This window comes from Achromobacter sp. MFA1 R4 (assembly GCF_900156745.1).
Classification (GTDB): domain Bacteria; phylum Pseudomonadota; class Gammaproteobacteria; order Burkholderiales; family Burkholderiaceae_B; genus Achromobacter.
The window spans coordinates 1,445,054-1,463,159 of record NZ_LT707065.1 but is presented as its reverse complement, the minus strand read 5'-3'; the positions used below and the strand labels follow the sequence as shown (position 1 = coordinate 1,463,159).

The 18,106-nt window shown below is 67.3% G+C and carries 14 protein-coding genes; 6 read left to right on the top strand and 8 right to left on the bottom strand.

The features are described 5' to 3' along the window. Nucleotides 1-6: 6 nt before the first annotated feature. Entirely contained in the window at nt 7-705 is a 699-nt protein-coding gene (locus BXA00_RS06575; protein WP_076517269.1) for a fumarylacetoacetate hydrolase family protein, read from the bottom strand. 43 nt (nt 706-748) lie between these two features. Further along, a complete protein-coding gene (gene gtdA / locus BXA00_RS06570) occupies nt 749-1,816 on the bottom strand; it encodes a gentisate 1,2-dioxygenase (RefSeq protein WP_076517266.1) in 1,068 nt (355 codons plus the stop codon). 183 nt (nt 1,817-1,999) lie between these two features. Between gtdA and BXA00_RS06565 the strand changes: the two genes are divergently transcribed. Together BXA00_RS06565 and BXA00_RS06560 are read left to right on the top strand one after the other, a co-directional pair. Continuing rightward, nucleotides 2,000-2,935, top strand: a complete 936-nt coding sequence (locus tag BXA00_RS06565; protein ID WP_076517264.1) for a LysR family transcriptional regulator — start codon at nt 2,000-2,002, stop codon at nt 2,933-2,935. After that, a complete protein-coding gene (locus BXA00_RS06560) occupies nt 2,932-3,480 on the top strand; it encodes a hypothetical protein (protein WP_076517261.1) in 549 nt (182 codons plus the stop codon). The genes BXA00_RS06565 and BXA00_RS06560 overlap by 4 nt, the downstream gene beginning before the upstream one ends. A gap of 51 nt (nt 3,481-3,531) precedes the next feature. Here the strand turns inward: BXA00_RS06560 and BXA00_RS06555 are convergent, their stop codons facing one another. From BXA00_RS06555 to BXA00_RS06545, 3 genes are all read right to left on the bottom strand, one after another. Next, nucleotides 3,532-5,010 (bottom strand): efflux transporter outer membrane subunit, encoded by a 1,479-nt coding sequence (locus BXA00_RS06555; protein WP_076517258.1) that lies wholly within the window; start codon nt 5,008-5,010, stop codon nt 3,532-3,534. Between the two features lie 72 nt (nt 5,011-5,082). Next, entirely contained in the window at nt 5,083-8,298 is a 3,216-nt protein-coding gene (locus BXA00_RS06550) for an efflux RND transporter permease subunit (RefSeq protein ID WP_076517256.1), read from the bottom strand. Between the two features lie 25 nt (nt 8,299-8,323). Then, on the bottom strand, nt 8,324-9,526 hold the full coding sequence (locus tag BXA00_RS06545; RefSeq protein WP_083714198.1) for an efflux RND transporter periplasmic adaptor subunit: 1,203 nt from the start codon (nt 9,524-9,526) through the stop codon (nt 8,324-8,326). 388 nt (nt 9,527-9,914) lie between these two features. Here BXA00_RS06545 and BXA00_RS06540 point away from each other — a divergent pair, with 388 nt between their 5' ends. The 4 genes from BXA00_RS06540 to BXA00_RS06525 all read left to right on the top strand — a co-directional run bounded on the left by BXA00_RS06540 (nt 9,915) and on the right by BXA00_RS06525 (nt 14,140). Beyond that, on the top strand, nt 9,915-10,982 hold the full coding sequence (locus BXA00_RS06540) for a LysR family transcriptional regulator (RefSeq protein ID WP_076517253.1): 1,068 nt from the start codon (nt 9,915-9,917) through the stop codon (nt 10,980-10,982). Between the two features lie 166 nt (nt 10,983-11,148). Then, nucleotides 11,149-12,261 (top strand): AI-2E family transporter, encoded by a 1,113-nt coding sequence (locus BXA00_RS06535; RefSeq protein ID WP_076517251.1) that lies wholly within the window; start codon nt 11,149-11,151, stop codon nt 12,259-12,261. A 107-nt stretch (nt 12,262-12,368) separates the two neighbouring features. Continuing rightward, the gene (locus tag BXA00_RS06530; RefSeq protein ID WP_076517250.1) at nt 12,369-13,139 is read left to right on the top strand and encodes a phytanoyl-CoA dioxygenase family protein; all 771 of its coding nucleotides are present in this window, start codon (nt 12,369-12,371) and stop codon (nt 13,137-13,139) included. Nucleotides 13,140-13,312: 173 nt separating this feature from the next. Beyond that, a complete protein-coding gene (locus tag BXA00_RS06525) occupies nt 13,313-14,140 on the top strand; it encodes an IclR family transcriptional regulator (RefSeq protein ID WP_076517249.1) in 828 nt (275 codons plus the stop codon). A gap of 109 nt (nt 14,141-14,249) precedes the next feature. On the opposite strand, the gene dapA is transcribed toward BXA00_RS06525, so the two are convergent. From dapA to BXA00_RS06510, 3 genes are read right to left on the bottom strand one after another with little or no spacing between them, the layout of a single operon-like run. Continuing rightward, on the bottom strand, nt 14,250-15,152 hold the full coding sequence (gene dapA, locus BXA00_RS06520; RefSeq protein ID WP_083714197.1) for a 4-hydroxy-tetrahydrodipicolinate synthase: 903 nt from the start codon (nt 15,150-15,152) through the stop codon (nt 14,250-14,252). A gap of 33 nt (nt 15,153-15,185) precedes the next feature. Beyond that, nucleotides 15,186-16,961 (bottom strand): ABC transporter permease subunit, encoded by a 1,776-nt coding sequence (locus BXA00_RS06515; RefSeq protein WP_076517246.1) that lies wholly within the window; start codon nt 16,959-16,961, stop codon nt 15,186-15,188. 4 nt (nt 16,962-16,965) lie between these two features. Further along, the gene (locus BXA00_RS06510; RefSeq protein ID WP_076517244.1) at nt 16,966-18,054 is read right to left on the bottom strand and encodes an ABC transporter ATP-binding protein; all 1,089 of its coding nucleotides are present in this window, start codon (nt 18,052-18,054) and stop codon (nt 16,966-16,968) included. Nucleotides 18,055-18,106 lie beyond the last annotated feature (52 nt).

The following is an 18,106-nucleotide window of genomic DNA, read 5'->3' as shown; positions in this document are numbered from 1 at the left end:
CCGGCCTCAAGCCATCTGGACGCTGATGGTGCCCAACCCGTCCACGCCGCCGACCATCTTGTCGCCGCGCACCACAGGACCCACGCCTTCGGGCGTGCCCGTGTAGATGAGGTCGCCGGCTTCGAGGCGGAAGTATCTGGACAGGTAGGCGATGGTCTCGGCGACAGACCAGATCAGCTTGCCGATGTCGCTGCGCTGCTTGTCGGTGCCGTTGACCTGCAGCCAGATGCCGGCCTGTTCGATGCCGCTGACCGATTGCGCGGGATGGAGCGGTCCGATGGGCGCGCTCTGGTCGAAGGCCTTGCCCAGTTCCCACGGGCGGCCGGCTTCGCGCATTTTCATTTGCAGGTCGCGGCGCGTCATGTCCAGGCCGACGGCGTAGCCCCACACGTGCGCCAGCGCGTCGTCGACCGGGATGTTGGCGCCGCCCTTGCCGATGGCCGCGACCAGTTCGATCTCGTAATGCAGGTTCGACGTTTCAGGCGGGTAGGGCAGGGACAGCGTGGCGCCGTCGGCCACGGGGACCACGGCGTCGGCCGGCTTGCAGAAGAAGAACGGCGGCTCGCGGTCGGGGTCGAAGCCCATTTCGCGCGCGTGGGCGGCGTAATTGCGGCCGACGCAATAGACGCGGCGCACGGGAAAACTGTCCTGGCTGCCGGCGATGGGCACGGCGACGGGGGCGGCGGGAGCAAACACGAACGACATGGAACACCTTTGAAGACGGGATGGGGATTCGGGAGCGCGCGGATCAGCCGACGCGTTCTTCGCGCCACAGGCCCAGCGCGGCCTGCACCGGGCGGTCTGAATAGCTGAAGAGCGTGGCGTCCTCCAGCGCGGCCAGTTGGACGGGCATCCAGGACGGCGCCACGACGACGTCGCGCGGACCGAAGAGGAATTCCTGGTCGCCGATGCGCGCCGAGCCCCGGCCTTCGACCACGCTGTAGACCGTGGAGTCGGTCGTGCGGAAGGTCTTGCCCTGAAAGCCCGCGGGCAGGAATTGCATGAACGTGGCCATCGTAGGCATGGGATAGCCGCCGGTGGCCGGATTCACGTAGCGCAGCTTGACGCCGTCCCAGGGATCGAGCTCGCCGTGTCGGTACAGCGCGTCCAGCGCCTCGCGGCTGCGTTCGTAGGGGTAGTTGAAGATGGGCGACGTGCCGCTGGACACCTGGTGGCGCACGGGCGCCATGTTGTGGCCGAAGCGCGCCAGGCTGTCGCCTTCGGGGCGCGTGACAGGCTGGGTGGCCGAGGGGTAGTTTTCGGCAAACCCGGCGTCCAGGAAGCGCAGCAACGGGATGTCCAGGCCGTCGAGCCAGACCACGGGCTCGCCGCCTTCGACGGTTTCGGCGTTGCCATGGTCGTGCCATGTCCACGACGGCGTGATGATGAAGTCGCCGGGATGCATCGTGGTGCGCTCGCCATTGACGGCGGTGTAGGCGCCGCGGCCCTCGACGATGAAGCGCAGGGCCGATTGCGTGTGGCGGTGGCTGGGCGCGATTTCGCCGGGCAGGATGAGCTGCAGGCCCGCGTACAGGCTTTGCGTGATGCTGGCCTGGCCGGGCAGGCCGGGGTTTTCCAGGATCAGCACGCGGCGCACGGCTTCTTCCGCGGAAATCAATGCGCCCGACGCCATGACGTCGTCGCGCACGTCGTCGTACTTCCAGATGGCAGGCACGCAGCGCGGCGCGGGCTGGCGCGGCACCAGGTTGTGCAGCGATTCCCACAGGGGCGACATGTGTTTCTTGGCGATGCGCGCGTAGTAGCGGGCGCGGTCCGAGGCAGCGCTGTCCGCGCTGGCGGGGTGGCCATCGTGCATGGTTGTCTCCGGTATGTCCGGCTATTGCCGGCTTCTACGGGCGGCCGCCGCGTGGGTTCGCAGCTGGTCCTGGTATGGAGACGATTATGCGCAAGCAGCTATGCGGTTTGAAATGAATTTATCTTATTATCCATACGAATAAGAACATACCTACGAGACAACCTCCCCACCAAGAGGGCCTGCATGGACTGGACCCACCGCTTGCGGCTGCGCAACCTGAAAATGCTGCTCAGCCTGGCCCAGACCCGCAACATCAGCCATTCCGCCGCCATGCTCAATACGACGCAGCCGGGCCTGTCGAAATGGCTGAAGGATCTGGAAGACGATATCGGACTGCCGCTCTTCGAGCGCCATGCGCGCGGCCTGCGCCCAACCCCGCACGGCGACGTGCTGATCGCGCATGCGCAGCGGGTGGAGTCGCAACTGGACCGCGCCAGCGCGGACATGGCGGCGCTGCGGGAGGGCGGCGGCGGCCGCGTGGTGATCGGCGCATCGGGGGCGTCCGCGTCCGACACGGTGCCGCTGGCGGTCATGAAGCTGCTGGAGCGCATGCCGCAGGCGCGGGTAAAGCTGGTGGAGGGCACCACGGACCGTCTGCTGGCGCAACTGGCGCAGGGCGACCTGGACATCGTGGTGGGGCGGTCCGCGCCCGAACACCATGACCCTGCCATCCGCTTCGAGGCCCTGTACCTGGAGCCCATCCATCTGGTCGCGCGGCCCCGGCATCCGCTCTTCGCCGTGGAGCGGCCAAGCTGGCAGGACCTGCTGTCTTATCGCTGGATCCTGTGGCCCAAGGGCACGCCCATCCGCAACGCCGTGGATGCGGCGCTGGCCGCGGCTGGCCAGGCGCCGCCGCCGGACCATGTGGAATCGAATTCGGTCACGGTCAATCTCACGCTCATCAACAACAGCGACATGATCGGCGTGGCCTCGCACCGCGCCGCGCTGCGCTTTTCGCAGATGCGCGCGATGCGCATCATCCCGGTGCGGCTGTCGGGATTCGGTTCGGTGGCCATGTACTGGCGCGAGGATGGGTTCCGGCCGTTGGCGGTGCAAGAGGCGATGGCGGCGTTGCGAAGCACGGTGGCCGAGCATGCGCCGGGAGTGACGCGCCCGTGACGCCCGCTCCCGCCCGCGGCCTGAACGCCTTGATCGCGCAGTGCCGCAGGCTGGAGGCTGCGCAGGCGCAGGGACGGGATCCCGCCGCGTCGGCGGCGATGCATCGCTTCGTGGCGCAGATGGATGCGGGTCGCACGCCGCCGGGGACGTGGTCTCCGCTGGTGCTGGCGGTGCTGGTGATGGGCGGCGGGCTCGGCGTCGGGATCGAGGTCTTGAGCCTGCTGATGCGCGGCGTGGGACCGGCGCTGGCGGCATTCGCGCTGGTCGCGGTGTGCACCGGGACGGCGCTGGGTCTGGCGATCGGCGTGGTGATGATGATGGCCGGACAGGCCGCGGGACTGGTGCTGCTGAAGCGGCTGTCGATCGGGCTGGTCATCGTCGGCGCGTTCGGCGTGATCGCCTGGACCCAGGGCGATGTGCAGGCCGTGGGACCGGTGGTGGCGCTGATGGGCGGCCTGGGCGCCTGGCTGGTGATGAACAGCGACGGGTTCTATGTGTACGCCGGGTACCGGATCGCGTTGCGGTATCTGGCGCGCAAGGCGTGAAGGCGGAGCAACGCCGGGGCGTTGCACCCCGGCGTTGCCCTGCTTTCCCGCTTACTTCGCCGCCACCTTCTCCGGCGGCACCGGGTTGTCCCAGCCGCCGCCGATGGCGCGGATCAGGCCGACGGTGGAGCGGGCCTGTTCGGCGCTGAGCTGGACGGCGACGCGCTGCTGCAGCAGCACGCTGCGGTCCGCTTCGATGACGTCGAGGTAGCTGATGGACCCCTCGCGGTACTGCGTGTGCGAGAGCTTCGCGGCGCGCGCGGCGGCTTCGACCGCGGCGTCCTGGGCCTTGGTCTGGTCCGCCAGGATGCGCAGGTTGGCGAGGTTGTCTTCGACTTCGCGGAAGGCGTTGAGGACGGTCTGGCGATAGACGGCGACGTCTTCTTCGTAGACGGCGCGGGCGCGGTCCAGGCCGGCCTGGCGGCGGCCGCCGTCGAAGATGGGCATGGACAGCGCGGCGCCGACCAGGGGACCCAACAGGAACGTGCGGCTCGACCATTGGAACAGGTTGCCCAGTTCCGAAGACTCGTAGCCGAAGGCCCCGGTGATGTCCAGGCGCGGGAAGAACGCGGACTTGGCCGCGCCGACGCGGGCGTTGGCGGCGGCCATGGCGCGTTCGGCGGCGGCGATGTCGGGGCGGCGTTCGAGCAGGGTCGACGGCAGGCCGGCGGGGATGGACAGCGCGATCTTCTCGATGGGCTGCGGCGGCATGGTGAATTCCGACGGGGCGCGGCCCAGCAGCACGGCCAGCGCGTGTTCGGCGGTGGCGCGGCGGCGGTCGATGCCCAGGGCCTCGGATTGCGCGGAGGCCAGTTCAGCCTTGGCGCGCGCCAGGTCCAGTTCGCTGATGTCGCCGGCGTCGTAGCGGCGCTGGATGAGTTGCAGCGTTTCCGTGCGCAGCTTGACGGTCTGGTAGTACAAGCGGGACTCCGCATCCTGCTCGCGAACCAGGAAGTAGGTGGTAGCGACGTCGGCCTGCAGGGCCAGCAGCACGGAGCGGTAGAGCGCCTCGCTTTGCTGGGCGTCGGCGGTGGCGGCGTCGACGGTGGACGCAACGCGGCCGAACAGGTCGGCCTCGTACGACACCGTGCCCTGCGCGCGCCAGGTGGTCACGGGCGAGGTCGACGTGCCGTCGGGCAGCCCTTGCGACACGGCCGAAGGGCGCTGGCGATTGGGGCCGAACCCGGCGTCCAGGCTGGGGAAGAAGCCGGACCGGGCTTCGCGCTGCAAGGCGCGGGCCTGGCTCAGCCGGGCGGCGGCGGCCTGCAGGTCCTGGTTGGCGCGCTGGGCTTCTTCTTCAAGCTGGTTCAGGCCTTCGTCGTTGAACACTTTCCACCACGCGCCGCGCAGCGCATCTTCGGACGGCTCGGCGGGCTTCCAGGAGCCGGCTTCGGACGCGGGCAGGGCGGCTTCCTTGAAGGCCGCGGGGGTGTCGGCCGAGGGCCGCTCGTAGGTCGGACCCACCGCGCAGCCGGCCAGCACGAGCAGCATGGCAAGCAGGGCGGATCCTCGGGTCAGTCTTTTGATCATGATGACGTTTCTCTTTGGCGCGCGTCCCGCCCGGCTGGACGGGACGCGCTGGCTTTTCTTGTGCGTGCCGGCCTAGGCGTTGTGCTGCGTGGCGGGCGGCGCGTTCGGATCGACGTGGGGCACGCACACGGGCGCTTCATGCGGCGCGGCCGAGTGCAGCGTCTTGCCGCCGATGGAGCGCAGCAGCACGTAGAAGACCGGCGTCAGGAACAGGCCGAACAGGGTCACGCCCAGCATGCCGAAGAACACGGCCACACCCATCGCATGACGCATTTCAGACCCCGCGCCCGAGGACAGCACCAGCGGCACCACGCCCATGATGAACGCGATGGACGTCATCAGGATGGGACGCAGGCGCAGGCGGCTGGCTTCGATGGCGGCTTCCAGCGGTGTACGGCCATTCATCTCCAGTTCGCGGGCGAATTCCACGATCAGGATCGCGTTCTTCGCCGACAGCCCCACCAGCACCATCAGGCCGATCTGCGTGAAGATGTTGTTGTCGTTGCCGGTGAGATAGACGCCGGTCAGCGCCGCCAGGATGCTCATCGGCACGATCAGGATCACGGCGAGCGGGAGGGTCAGGCTTTCATACAGGGCGGCCAGCACCAGGAACACGAGCAGCACGCTGATCGGGAACACCCACAGGCCGGCGTTGCCCGCCAGGATCTGCTGGTACGTGAGGTCGGTCCATTCGAACTTGACGCCGCGCGGCAGCGTTTCCGCGGCGACGCGCTCGGCCGCGGCCTGCGCCTGGTCGGACGAGTAGCCGGGCGCCGGACCGCCGTTGATGTCGGCGGCGGTGTAGCCGTTGTAGCGCACCACCATTTCCGGGCCGAACGTCTGCTTGACCGTGACCAGCGACGACAGCGGCACCATGTCGCCGGCGGCGTTGCGGGTCTTCAGTTGCAGGATGTCGTCGGCGTGGGCGCGGAACGGGGCATCGGCCTGCGCGCGGACCTGGAACACCCGGCCGAAGCGGTTGAAGTCGTTGACGTACATGGAGCCCAGGTAGATCTGCATGGTGTCGAAGACTTCGGTCACCGGCACGCCCAGCTGCTTGGCTTTGACGCGGTCCAGGTCCACGTCGAGCTGCGGCACGTTGATCTCGTAGCTGGAGAACGTGGGGCCGAGTTCGGGCGTCTGGCGCGCCTTTTCCAGGAAGGCCTGCTTGGCCTTGTCCAGTTCCGCATAGCCCAGCGCGGCGCGGTCTTCGAGCTGGAGCTTGAAGCCGCCCAGCGTGCCCAGGCCCATCACGGGCGGGGGCGGGAACACGGCGATGAACGAGTCCTGGATGGCCGCGAACTTCTGGTTCAGCGACGCGGCGATGGCGTTGCCGGACAGGTCCGCGCTCTTGCGTTCGTCAAAGGGCTTCAACGTGACGAACACGATGCCCGCGCTGGAGCTGTTGGTGAAGCCGTTGATCGACAGGCCGGGGAAGGCGATGGCGGACTGCACGCCGGGTTCCTTCAGGGCGATGTCGCTCATGCGGCGGATCACGTCTTCGGTGCGGTCCAGCGAGGCGCCGTTGGGCAGTTGCGTGAAGCCGATCAGGTACTGCTTGTCCTGCGCGGGCACGAAGCCGCCGGGCACGAGGTAGGACACGCCGATGGTCGCGGCGACCAGCACGGCGTACACGCCCATGGCGCCCGCCTTGCGGCGGATGACGCTGGCCACGCCCGTGCCGTAGGACTCGGACGCGCGGCCGAACATGTTGTTGAACCAGTTGAAGAAGCGGCCGAAGACGCGGTTCATGCCGCGGGTCAGCCAGTCAGGCTTGTCGTGGTGGCTCTTGAGCAGCAGGGCCGACAGCGCGGGCGACAGGGTCAGCGAGTTGAACGCCGAGATAACCGTAGAGATGGCGATGGTCATGGCGAACTGCTTGTAGAACTGGCCCGTCAGGCCCGTCATGAAGGCGAGCGGCACGAACACGGCGCACAGCGTCAGGGCGATGGCGATGATGGGGCCGCTGACTTCGCGCATGGCGCGATACGTGGCGTCGCGTGGACTGAGCCCGGCCGCGATGTTGCGCTCGACGTTTTCGACCACCACGATGGCATCGTCCACCACGATCCCGATGGCCAGCACCATGCCGAACAGGGACAGCGCGTTGATGGAGTAGCCGAACACCAGCAGTAGCGCGAACGTGCCGACGATGGACACGGGCACCGCCAGCAGCGGGATGATGGACGCACGCCAGGTCTGCAGGAACAGGATCACCACCAGCACGACCAGCGCAATGGCTTCCAGCAGCGTATGCACCACGGCTTCAATGCTGGAGCGCACGAACTGCGTGGGATCGTATTCGATGCGGTATTCCACGCCCGGCGGGAAGTCCTGGGCCAGTTCCGCCATGGCGGCGCGCACCTGGCTGGACACGTCCAGCGCGTTGGCGCCCGGCGACTGCATGATGCCCATGCCCACCGCCTGCTTGTTGTCCAGCAGCGAACGCAGGCCGTATTCCTGGGCATCGAGTTCCACGCGGGCCACGTCGGACAGGTACGTCACGGCGCCGTCCGGCGAGGTCTTCAGGATGATGTCGCGGAATTCCTCTTCGGTCTGCAGGCGGCCGCGCGCGTTCACGTTCAGTTGCAGCGGCACGTCGCCCGCCGTGGGCGAGGCGCCGATCACGCCCGCCGCCACCTGCACGTTCTGCTCGCGGATCGCGGCGACGACTTCGGACGCGGTCATGCCGCGCTGCGCGACCTTTTGCGGATCGAGCCACACGCGCATGGAGTAGTTGCCCGAGCCCCACACCGTCACTTCGCCTACGCCCGTGATGCGGGCCAGGCGGTCCTTCACGTTCAGGATCGCGTAGTTGCGCAGGTAGGTGATGTCGTAGCGGTCATTGGGCGAGATCAGGTGGACCACCAGCGTCAGCGTGGGCGAGCTCTTGGCCGTGGTCACGCCCAGGCGCTGCACGTCCGGCGGCAGGCGCGGCAGCGCCTGCGACACGCGGTTCTGCACGAGCTGCTGGGCCTTGTCCGGGTCCACGCCCAGCTTGAAGTTCACCGTCAGCGTCAGGTTGCCGTCGCTGTTGGCCTGCGACTGCATGTACAGCATGTCTTCCACGCCGTTGATGGACTCTTCCAGCGGCGAGGCGACGGTTTCGGCGATGACCTTGGGGTTGGCGCCCGGATACTGCGCGCGCACCACCACCGACGGCGGCACCACTTCCGGGTATTCGGAGATGGGGAGCTGGAACATGGCCAGGAGGCCCGCCAGCAGCACCAGGATGGATAGCACGCCGGCGAAGATCGGCCGGTCGATGAAGAATTTCGAGATATTCATGGACGTTCTCGTTAGACGCGTCGGCTCAGTTCTGTGCCGAGGCGGTCTGGACCGGGTTGCCGGGGCTACGCTTGGCGGCAACCATGGGGACGACGGTCGGGGTCACGGCGTCGCCGGGACGGATGCGCTGCAGGCCGTTGACGACGATGCGTTCGCCGGCGGCCAGGCCCGAATCGACCACGCGCAGGCCTTCCTGGTTGGCGCCCAGCTTCACCTGGCGGTAGACGGCGTGGTTCTTGTCGTCCAGCACCAGCACGAAGCGCTTGTCCTGGTCGGTGCCGATGGCGCGTTCGTCGATCAGCACGGCCGCGCGCGGTTCGCTGCCGCCCAGGCGGATGCGGGCGTAGAGGCCCGGCAGCAGCGTGCCGTCGGCGTTGTCGAACTCGGCGCGCACGCGGATGGTGCCGGAGGTGGCGTCCAGCCGGTTGTCCACCGACTGCACGACGCCCGTGCGCGAGTAGCCGTCTTCATTGGCCAGGCCCAGTTCCACCGGCACCGAACCGGCGCGGCCGTTGCGGGCGGGGTTTACGTAGCGCAGGAACGTCTGTTCGTCCACGTCGAACGAGGCGTACATCTTGGACACCGACACCAGCGTGGTCAGCGGCACGGACGTGGCGCCGGCGGCGACCACGTTGCCGACCGTGACTTCGGCGCGCGACACGCGGCCATCGACCGGCGCCTCGATGCTGGTGTAGCCCAGGTTGAGCTTGGCGTAGTCCAGCGCGGCCTGCGCGCCCTGCAGGTTGGCGGCGGCTTCGCGCGCGGCGTTCTGCTTTTCCTCGAAGTCGCGGCGGGCGATGGCGTTGTCGGTCAGCAGGCGCTTGCCGCGGGCCAGTTCCGACGCCGTGTAGGCGGCGCGGGCCTTGGCGGCCGTCAGCGCGGCGGCGGCGCGATCCACCTCGGCCGCGTAGGGGCGCGGGTCGATGGTGAAGAGCACGTCGCCCTTCTTGACGATGCTGCCGTCCTGGAAGTGCACGGCGGTCAGCGTGCCGGACACGAGCGGGCGGATGTCGACGCGGTCGATCGCTTCCAGGCGGCCGGAGTAGCGCTGCCAGTCGACGATGGTCTTGTTGACGACTTCGGCGACCTCGACCGGGGGCGCGGCGGGGGCGCCCTGCGCCATGGCGACGTTTCCGCCCGCGGGGCCGCGGGTCAGGGCATAGCCGCCGCCGGCCGCCAGCACGGCTGCAAAGACGACGAGCACAGCAATACGATTACGCGAAACCATGATGTTTCCTTGAGTGGTTTTCAGGGTCGAAAGCGCGCTTGCCCGAAAAGCCTGGGGCGCAGGCGGCGGCGCGACGGGTATGCCAATCCTGAGAATCCGGGGCCGGTAGGGTATGTTGCAGCGCAACATCGGCCGGGTTCGGGTATCCGGCGGCGGCGGGCGCCTGATCAGGGCGGGTCGCTGCGGGGTCGGAGTCTGAGGGTTGACATGCCCTTTGATGGCGCCGGGCGGCAAGGGCACTTCAAGATGGGTTGCATTTTGAGTGTTTTGTCCGGACGGATAAACCTGTCTATCTCGGCAACACTATTCGTGGAGAATGACTAATCCGCGCCGGAATCGGGTTATGCTGCGTTCACCCCGACTTATTTGCCCAAAGGACACCCTTGCCATGGACCGTTTTCAGGCGATGCAGGTGTTTGTGCGCGTCGTGGACGCCAATAGCTTCACCCGGGCGGCCGACAGCCTATCGCTTCCGCGCACCACCGTCACGACCATCATCCAGAACCTCGAACGCCTGCTGGGCGTGCGTCTGCTGAACCGCACGACGCGCCGCATCGGCCTCACGCCCGACGGCGCGGGCTATTACCAGCACTGCGTGCGCATCCTGGCCGACGTGGAAGAAACCGAGGCGTGCTTCCAGGAAGCCGCCCTGCGCCTGAAAGGCCGGCTGCGCATCGATGTGTCGACCTCCATCGGCCGGCTGATCCTGATCCCCTCATTGTGTGATTTCCACGACAAATACCCGGACGTCGAACTGGTGCTCGGGCTGGGCGACCGCCCCGTCGACATGGTCCAGGAAGCCGTGGACTGCGTGATCCGCGCCGGCGACCTCGAAGATTCCAGCCTGGTCGCCCGCCGCATCGGCACCCTGCAGACCGTGACCTGCGCGTCGCCCTCCTATGTGGCCCGCCACGGCATGCCGCAGACGATCGAATCGCTGCGCGACCACCATGCGGTGCATTATTTCTCCAGCCGCACCGGCCGCAATTGCGCCTGGGACTTCAAGGTGGACGGCAAGCACCAGGAAGTGGACATGAAGGGCACGGTGGCCGTGAACGAAGCCGGCGCCTACCTGGATTGCGGGTTGAAAGGCTTTGGTCTCATCCAGACGGCGCGCTACATGGCGCTGCCCTACCTGCAGTCGGGCGAACTGATTGAAGTTCTGCCCCAATGGAAGCCCAGCCCCACGGCCATATCCGTGCTGTACCCGCAGAGCCGGCAGTTGTCGCCCAAGGTGCGCGCCTTCACCGACTGGGTGGCCGAGCTTTTCGCCGGCTGCCCGCTGCTCAGCGGCCGCGACGAAACCGATCCGGCCGCGGCGTCCTGCGCGGTGTATCAGCGCAACCAGGGGCTTCCCATGGCTGCCCAGCCGCACGTCCCCGCGATTCCTGCCGCGCCCGCCATGGCGCCGCGCCGCCGCACCGCGCGCGAAGAAGCCGCGGAGTACGTGCTGTAAATACGCGCTGGCGCGATATCCCCATGGCGGGCCGGCGGTTTCGCCATGGGCAAAAAGCACGGGAAACCCCGTAGTAAATACAGCCCTTGCGTCCCTCGTATCGGGTGAAACGTCTGTATAGTCCGACAGTCAAAGCCTACAACGCCCTTAAACTGTCGATCGCGCTATGCAGCCTGTTCTACCCGCTTACCTGATCGCCCGTTGGCTGTTGCTGCTTGTGCTGTTGGCGGGGGTTTACTTTCTTAGCGGATTCCTGGTTCCGGCCCTGGCGGCGCTGATCATCGGCCTGGCCAGTTGGCCGCTCTACCAGCGCCTCGTCGTCCGATGCGGGGGCCGCACGGCGGTGGCCGCGTCGCTGGCGTTGCTGGTGGTCGTCGTCGTGCTGATCGTGCCGTTGTCGCTGGCCCTGTCCTATGCCATCAAGGAAGCCAGTGCGTTCGTCGCGTGGGCCATCGCGGCCAACCGCCACGGGGTGGACGTGCCCGCGTGGATCTCGTCCTTGCCGGTGGTGGGCGACCGCCTGTCCCAATACTGGGAATCCTATATCGGCCAGCCCCACGCGCTGGGCGCGCTGGTCGAAGCCGTCAGTGGCGAACACCTGGGCAATATCTACCGCATGGCGCTGGCCGCCACGGGCAACGTCTTTCAGTTGCTGCTGACGGTCCTCTTCATGTTGATCACGCTGTTCTTCGTCTACAAGGACGGCATCCGCATGGTGGCCCAATTGGACGTCCTGGGCGAACGCATCCTGCCCGCGCGCTGGCAGCGCTTTTCGCGCGTGGTGCCGGCCACCATCAATTCCACCGTCACCGGCATGGGGCTGATCGCCCTGGGCGAGGGGCTGGTCCTGGGCGTCGCCTACTGGATCGCGGGGGTTCCGTCGCCGGTCCTGCTGGGCGTGGTCACCGGCTTCATGGCCCTGATCCCGGGCGGCGCGCCGTTGTCCTTCACCCTGGTTTCGCTGTACCTGGTGGGCTCCGGCCACGTGGTGGCGGGCATCGCGCTGATGGTCTGGGGCAGCGTCGAACTCTTCATCGTTGACAAGACCCTGCGCCCGCGCCTGGTGGGCGGCCCCGTGAAGCTGCCGTTTTTGCCCACGTTCTTCGGTCTGGTGGGCGGCGTGAAGACCATGGGGATCGTCGGGCTCTTCGTCGGTCCCGTGCTGATGGCGCTGCTGGTGGCCGTGTGGCGCGAATGGGTGCACCATGAAGTCCAGGAGCGCGACGCCGCCCGCCTGAACCCGCCGGCCAGCCAGCCCGGGAAAACGCCCGCTGCCTGACCCGGCGTTTTGGTAATCTAGCCGTCCCGCGTCGACCGGCGCCTCGCCCGGTGCGCGCCTGCCCGCATGCAGACGCGTCGCATACGGCGCGGGCTGTGAGGATCGAGATGTCCAGGTTACTGCCTGATGAACAGATAGCCGTCCTGCGCGAGCAGGGCTTCGTCGTGGCGCGCCAATTCGCGAGCCAGAAGCAGGTCGCCGCGCTGCGCGCCCTCGCTGAACGCCACTTGCGCGACCACGTCGCGCCCATCGAATACGAAGCCGACCTGCGTTACCCCGGCGCGCCCGAATCGCGCGCTGCCGAGGGCGGGCTGACCGTGCGCCGTCTGCTGGGCGCCTACGCCCGGGACCCGCTGTTCGCGCAATGGGCCACCGATCCGCGCATCGCGCAGTGGCTGTCGCGCTATTTCCAGGAAACGCCGGTGCTGTCCACCGTGCACCACAACTGCGTGATGACCAAGCATCCGGCCTACGGCAGCCTGACGGGCTGGCATCAGGACATCCGCTACTGGTCGTTTTCCGATACCGACCTGGTGTCCTGTTGGCTTGCGCTGGGCAACGAAACGCGCGCCAATGGCGGCCTCTCGTTCATCCCGGGCTCGCACGCGGCGGCCTTCACGCCGGCGCAGTTCGACGAAAAGAAGTTCTTCCGCGACGACGCGGCGCAGAATGCGGAATGGATTGCGCGCGCGGTCTGCCCGGAACTCCAGCCCGGCGACGTGGTGTTCTTCCATTGCCGCACGCTGCACGCCGCCCAGGGCAATGCCAGCGACCGCGTGAAGCTGTCGGTGGTGCATACCTATCACCCCGCCTCCTGCCATCCCCAGCCTGGCTCGCGCTCGGCCTCACAGCCGGGGGTGCCGCTGGCGGATGCCTAGATGGCGTGGCGATTAAAGTAATTGAAATCTGCTATTAGTGATTGAATTACAATTAATTCGAGCGCAATACGCGACCGCAGTACGCGACCGCAGTACGTGACATGAGCCCGGCAAATGCCGTGTCGCGCTGATTCTTGCGCCGCCTCCCTATCATCACTCCATAGGCTGCCCCCGTGCGCACACCCCCTTCAGACGACACGCAAACGCCGCAGGCGCCGACCGAGACCCGGTCGTCGCTGTTCGTAGGCTCCACCGAAAAAGCCTTCCAGGTGCTGCACGCGTTCGACGGCCCCAAGCGCCACATGACCCTGGCCGACATCGCCCGCGCGTCGGGCCTGGACCGCAGCGCGACGCAGCGCCTGGTCTACACGCTGGAAACCCTGGGGTACCTGCGCCGCATCCCCGACACGCGCAACTACGGGCTGACGCCGAAGGTGCTGCAGTTCTCATACAACTACGTGCGCGCGAACGAACTGATCGACAAGGCGTCGCCCTATCTGCTGGACATCAGCCGCACGCTGGGCGAGACGACCAACCTGCAGGAACTGGACGGCCACGAGATTGTTTTTGTCGCGCGCTTTCCCGGCCACCACCTGGTGAACGTGGACATCGCCGTGGGTAGCCGCCTGCCGGCGTATTTCACGGCATCGGGCACGGCGATCCTGTCCCGGCTGTCCGAGGAGCATCGCCGCGAAATCCTGGCGCAGACCCGGCTGGAACCGATCACGCCGTACACGGAAGTGAACCCGGACAAGCTGCAGGAGCGGGTGCAGCGCGTGGCCGAAAAGGGCTACGCGGTCATCGTCAATGAGACGGTGCTGGGCGATATCTCCGTTGCCGCGCCGGTGATCGATCATCGGGGATGGGCGGTGGCGGCGATCAATATTTCCGTGCCGACGACGCGGTGGACGGTGGCACGCGTGGAAGCCGAGCTGGCGCCGCACGTGCAGGTGGCGGCCACGTCGATATCGAAATCGAAGTTCTCGGGCTATTCGAGGTGACGGGGGCTTCCCGATCACCCCGATCACCCCGATCATTCCGTTCACCCCATTCGTCCAGGCATCCGGGAAGCTGAATCCACGGGTGCCCGGTGAGGTACCTCAACCCCCCTCAAACCCCTTCAAACTCCCGCAGCAACGGCGTCAGCGCTTCCCGCAAGGCCGCCTGCAACCCATCCGCCGGCGCCACCAGCGGATCCAGCACTTCCGGCGCATTCACGCCGATCAAATCCATGACCGACTTCATCGGCCCCGGATTCGTTTCCGCAAATGCCAGGTTCATCAGCGGAATCAGCCGCCGATGCAGTTCCATCGATTCGCGCGTGCGCCCCGAAGCACCCAGCTCGTACACCTTGCGCCAGGCCGACGGCAGCAGGCTCGCCGTCACCACGATTCCGCCCCGCGCGCCGGCCGCCAGATGCACCGGCAGCAGGGTGTCCTCTCCGCTCAACACCGCAAACGACTCATCCACGCCCGCCACCGTGCGCAGGAAGTGGTACATGTCGGTATTGCAGGCCTTCATCCCGATGATGTTTTCGTGCCGCGACAGTTCATGCAGCACCTCCGGCGCGATCGCGATGCGGGTGCGGTACGGGATCTCGTAGATCATCACCGGCAGCGGCGAGGCGTCCGCATAGCGCAGGAAGTACTCGCGGATGCCCGCCTGCGTGGGCGTCGTGTAATAGGGCGTCAGCACCATCAGCGCATCCGCGCCCGCGTCCGCGAACTCCTTGCCCGCCTGCTGCGCATCGTGAAAGCCCGGGTCCAGCACGCCCGGAATCACCGGCACGCTGCCGGCCACGGCGTCGACCGTCAGCTTGCACATCCGGATGCGTTCCGCGCGGGCCAGCGCGCCATACTCGCCCGTGCCGCCCAGCGGCACGATGCCATTGATGCCCTGCTTGAGCAGATAGGCGATCAACGCCTGCGCGGCCGGGACGTGGATCGTGTCGTCGGCGTGGACGGGGGTCGGGATGGCGGGGAAGACTCCGCGCAGTTGTGTTGCGTTCAGCATGTTGCAAATCCTAGAGGGTGAAACGAGCGCGGATCAGTGGGCCAGGCTGCGGCGGCGCAGCCGGTCGGCCAGCCAGATCAGCGCGGCAATGAAGATGAAAAGGCAGGTCGAAACCGCGGCGATCACCGGAGAGATCTGCAGCGTGACTTCGTCCCAGAACTGCTTGGGCAGCGTCGCGTTCAGCCCGCCCGAAGCGAACAGCGCGATCGTCAGCTCGTCGAACGAGGTCGCAAACGCGAACAGGAACGACGACAAGAGGCCGGCGCTCAGGATCGGGAAGGTCACAAAGCGCAGCGTCGACCACGGGCCCGCGCCCAGGCTCTGCGCCGCCAGATCCAGGCGCGTGTCGTAATTGCGCAGCACCGCCATCATGGTGATCACCACGTAGGGCACCGCCACGACCGTGTGCGCCAGGATCAGCCCGATGGTCGACCCCACCAGCCCCACACGCGCAAAGAAATAGAACATGCCCACCGCGATGATCATGCGCGGCACCACGATCGGCGACAGCACAAAGGCCAGCATCGCCGACTTGCCCCGCATGTTCGCGCGCACCAGCAGGAACGCGGCAGGCGTGCCGATCAGCATCGCCAGCAGGCCCGTGCCCACGCCCACGATCAGCGACCGCGTGATCGCCTGCATCCAGACGGGCGAGGTGAACATCTGCTCGTACCACTGCAGCGAAAAGCCCTTGGGCGGCCACGTCAGGCCCGAGCCCGAATCGAACGACAGCGGAATCATCAGGAAGGCGGGCGCGGCCAGGAACGCCAGCACCAGCAGGACGATCCACCACAGCGTGCGCGACTGGCCCGTGCCCGACACCGAGCGGCGCAGGCGCGCGGGCAGCAGGGCGAACAGCGCATCGGACACATTGGCCAGCACGGTCAGCACCGCCTCGCCCGCGCGCCGCGACAGGCTTTGCCTGCCCGGCGCGCGCACCCGGGTCGACGCGCCGCCGGCCATCGTCGACAGGCCCAGCACCTTGTCGTAGATCGCGAACACCACCAGCACCACCACCAGCAGCAGCACCGACACGGCGCCCGCGAACTCCCAGTTCAGCGTCTGCTGGACCTGGTCGATGATGATCTGCGTGATCATCGTCTCCTTGCGTCCGCCCAGCAGCGCGGGCGTAATGAAAAAGCCGATGGCGGTCACGAACACCATGATCGCCGCGGCGGCCACGCCGGGCATCGACAGCGGGAAATAGATCTTCCAGAACGCCGTGCCGGGCCGCGCGCCCAGCGTGGACGCGGCGCGGGGCAGGTTGCGGTCGATGTTCTCCATCACGGACAGCATCGTCAGCACCGCCAGCGGCATCAACGCGTGCACCATGCCCACCAGCACGCTGCCGAAGTTGTAGAGCAGGCTGGCGGGCGCATCCAGGATGCCCAGCGCCTGCAGCAACTGGTTCACCACGCCGTTCCTGCCCAGCAGCACGACCCACGCAAAGGTGCGCACCAGGAAGCTCGTCCAGAACGACAGCAGCACCCAGAACAGCAGGGACGTCTTGCGCCTGGCCGACAGGCTGGAGATCAGGTAGGCCACGGGATACCCCGCCACCACGGAAAAGAACGTCGTCCACAGCGAGATCTTCAACGTGATGAGCAGCACATTCACGTAGACCGACGACGCGAAGAGCTTCTGGTACTGCGCCAGGCTGAAGCCCTGTTCGCCAAAGACGCTCAGCAGCAGCAACTGGCCCACGGGGTAGATCAGCAGCACCACCAGCAGCAGGACCAGGGGCGCGGCCATCAGGAAGTGGCGGCGGCCCGGGCTCATGCGTTGACGGGGTTTGGCAAGGGTTGTCATGGGATCACTCCGCGATGGCCACCGCATCCGCGGCCGCCCAGCTCACCGACAGCGGCTGCCCGATGTCGTAGTGCTCGGCCTGGCGCTGCGTGGGGTAGGCCACGACGACCGGGCCGGCATCGGCGGCGCCGGTGTCCAGGTAGAGCTTGGTCAGGCTGCCCGTCACCATCACGTCCAGCAGCTTGCCGGTCAGCGCGGCGCCCGCGGCGCCGGCCGCGCCGACGCGCAGGTTCTGCGGGCGCAGCATCACGGTGACCTTCTGGCCTGCCTGGATGGGCGCGCCGTTGGACAAGGCCTGGCCGGTCACGCCCTGATGGGCGAGCTGGACAGAGAGCGTCTCGCCGTCGACCGCCGTCACCACGCCCTGCAGCAGGTTCGATTCGCCCAGGAAGTCGGCCACGAACAGCGTGCGCGGACGGAAATACAGGTCGGCCGGCGTGCCGAGTTGCTCGATGGCCCCGCCGTTCATCAGGCAGATGCGGTCGGACATCGTCATCGCCTCTTCCTGGTCATGCGTCACGTAGACGATGGTCGTGCCCAGTTCGCGGTGGATGCGCTTGATCTCCAGCTGCATCTGGTCGCGCAGCTTCTTGTCCAGCGCGCCCAGCGGTTCGTCCATCAGGATGATCGCGGGCCGGTAGACCATGCAGCGGGCCAGCGCGATGCGCTGCTGCTGTCCGCCGGACAGTTCGCGCGGCAGGCGCGCCGCCACATGGGGCAGCCGCACCATTTCCAGCGCCTCGAGCGCGCGGCGGCGGGCCTCGGCGGCGGGCACCTTGCGCATCTTCAGCGGAAACGCGATGTTCTCCTCGATCGTCATGTGCGGGAACAGCGCGTAGTTCTGGAACACCATGCCGATATCGCGTTCGTAGGGGGCGCCGTAGGTCACGTCGACGCCGTCGATCAGCACGCGGCCCTCGTCGGGCTGGGCCAGGCCGGCGATCAGGCTCAGGAGCGTGGTCTTGCCGGACCCGGAGGGACCGAGCAGGGTCAGGAACTCGCCGCGGGCGACGTCCAGGTGCGTGGGCGCCAGCGCGACGAATTCGCCATAGCGTTTGCCCAGGCCCGAGATTTGCAGATTGGAAGAAGACATGGTGTTCGACACAAAGAGAATTGGCCCCGCGCCGCCCAGCGTGCGCGCGCGG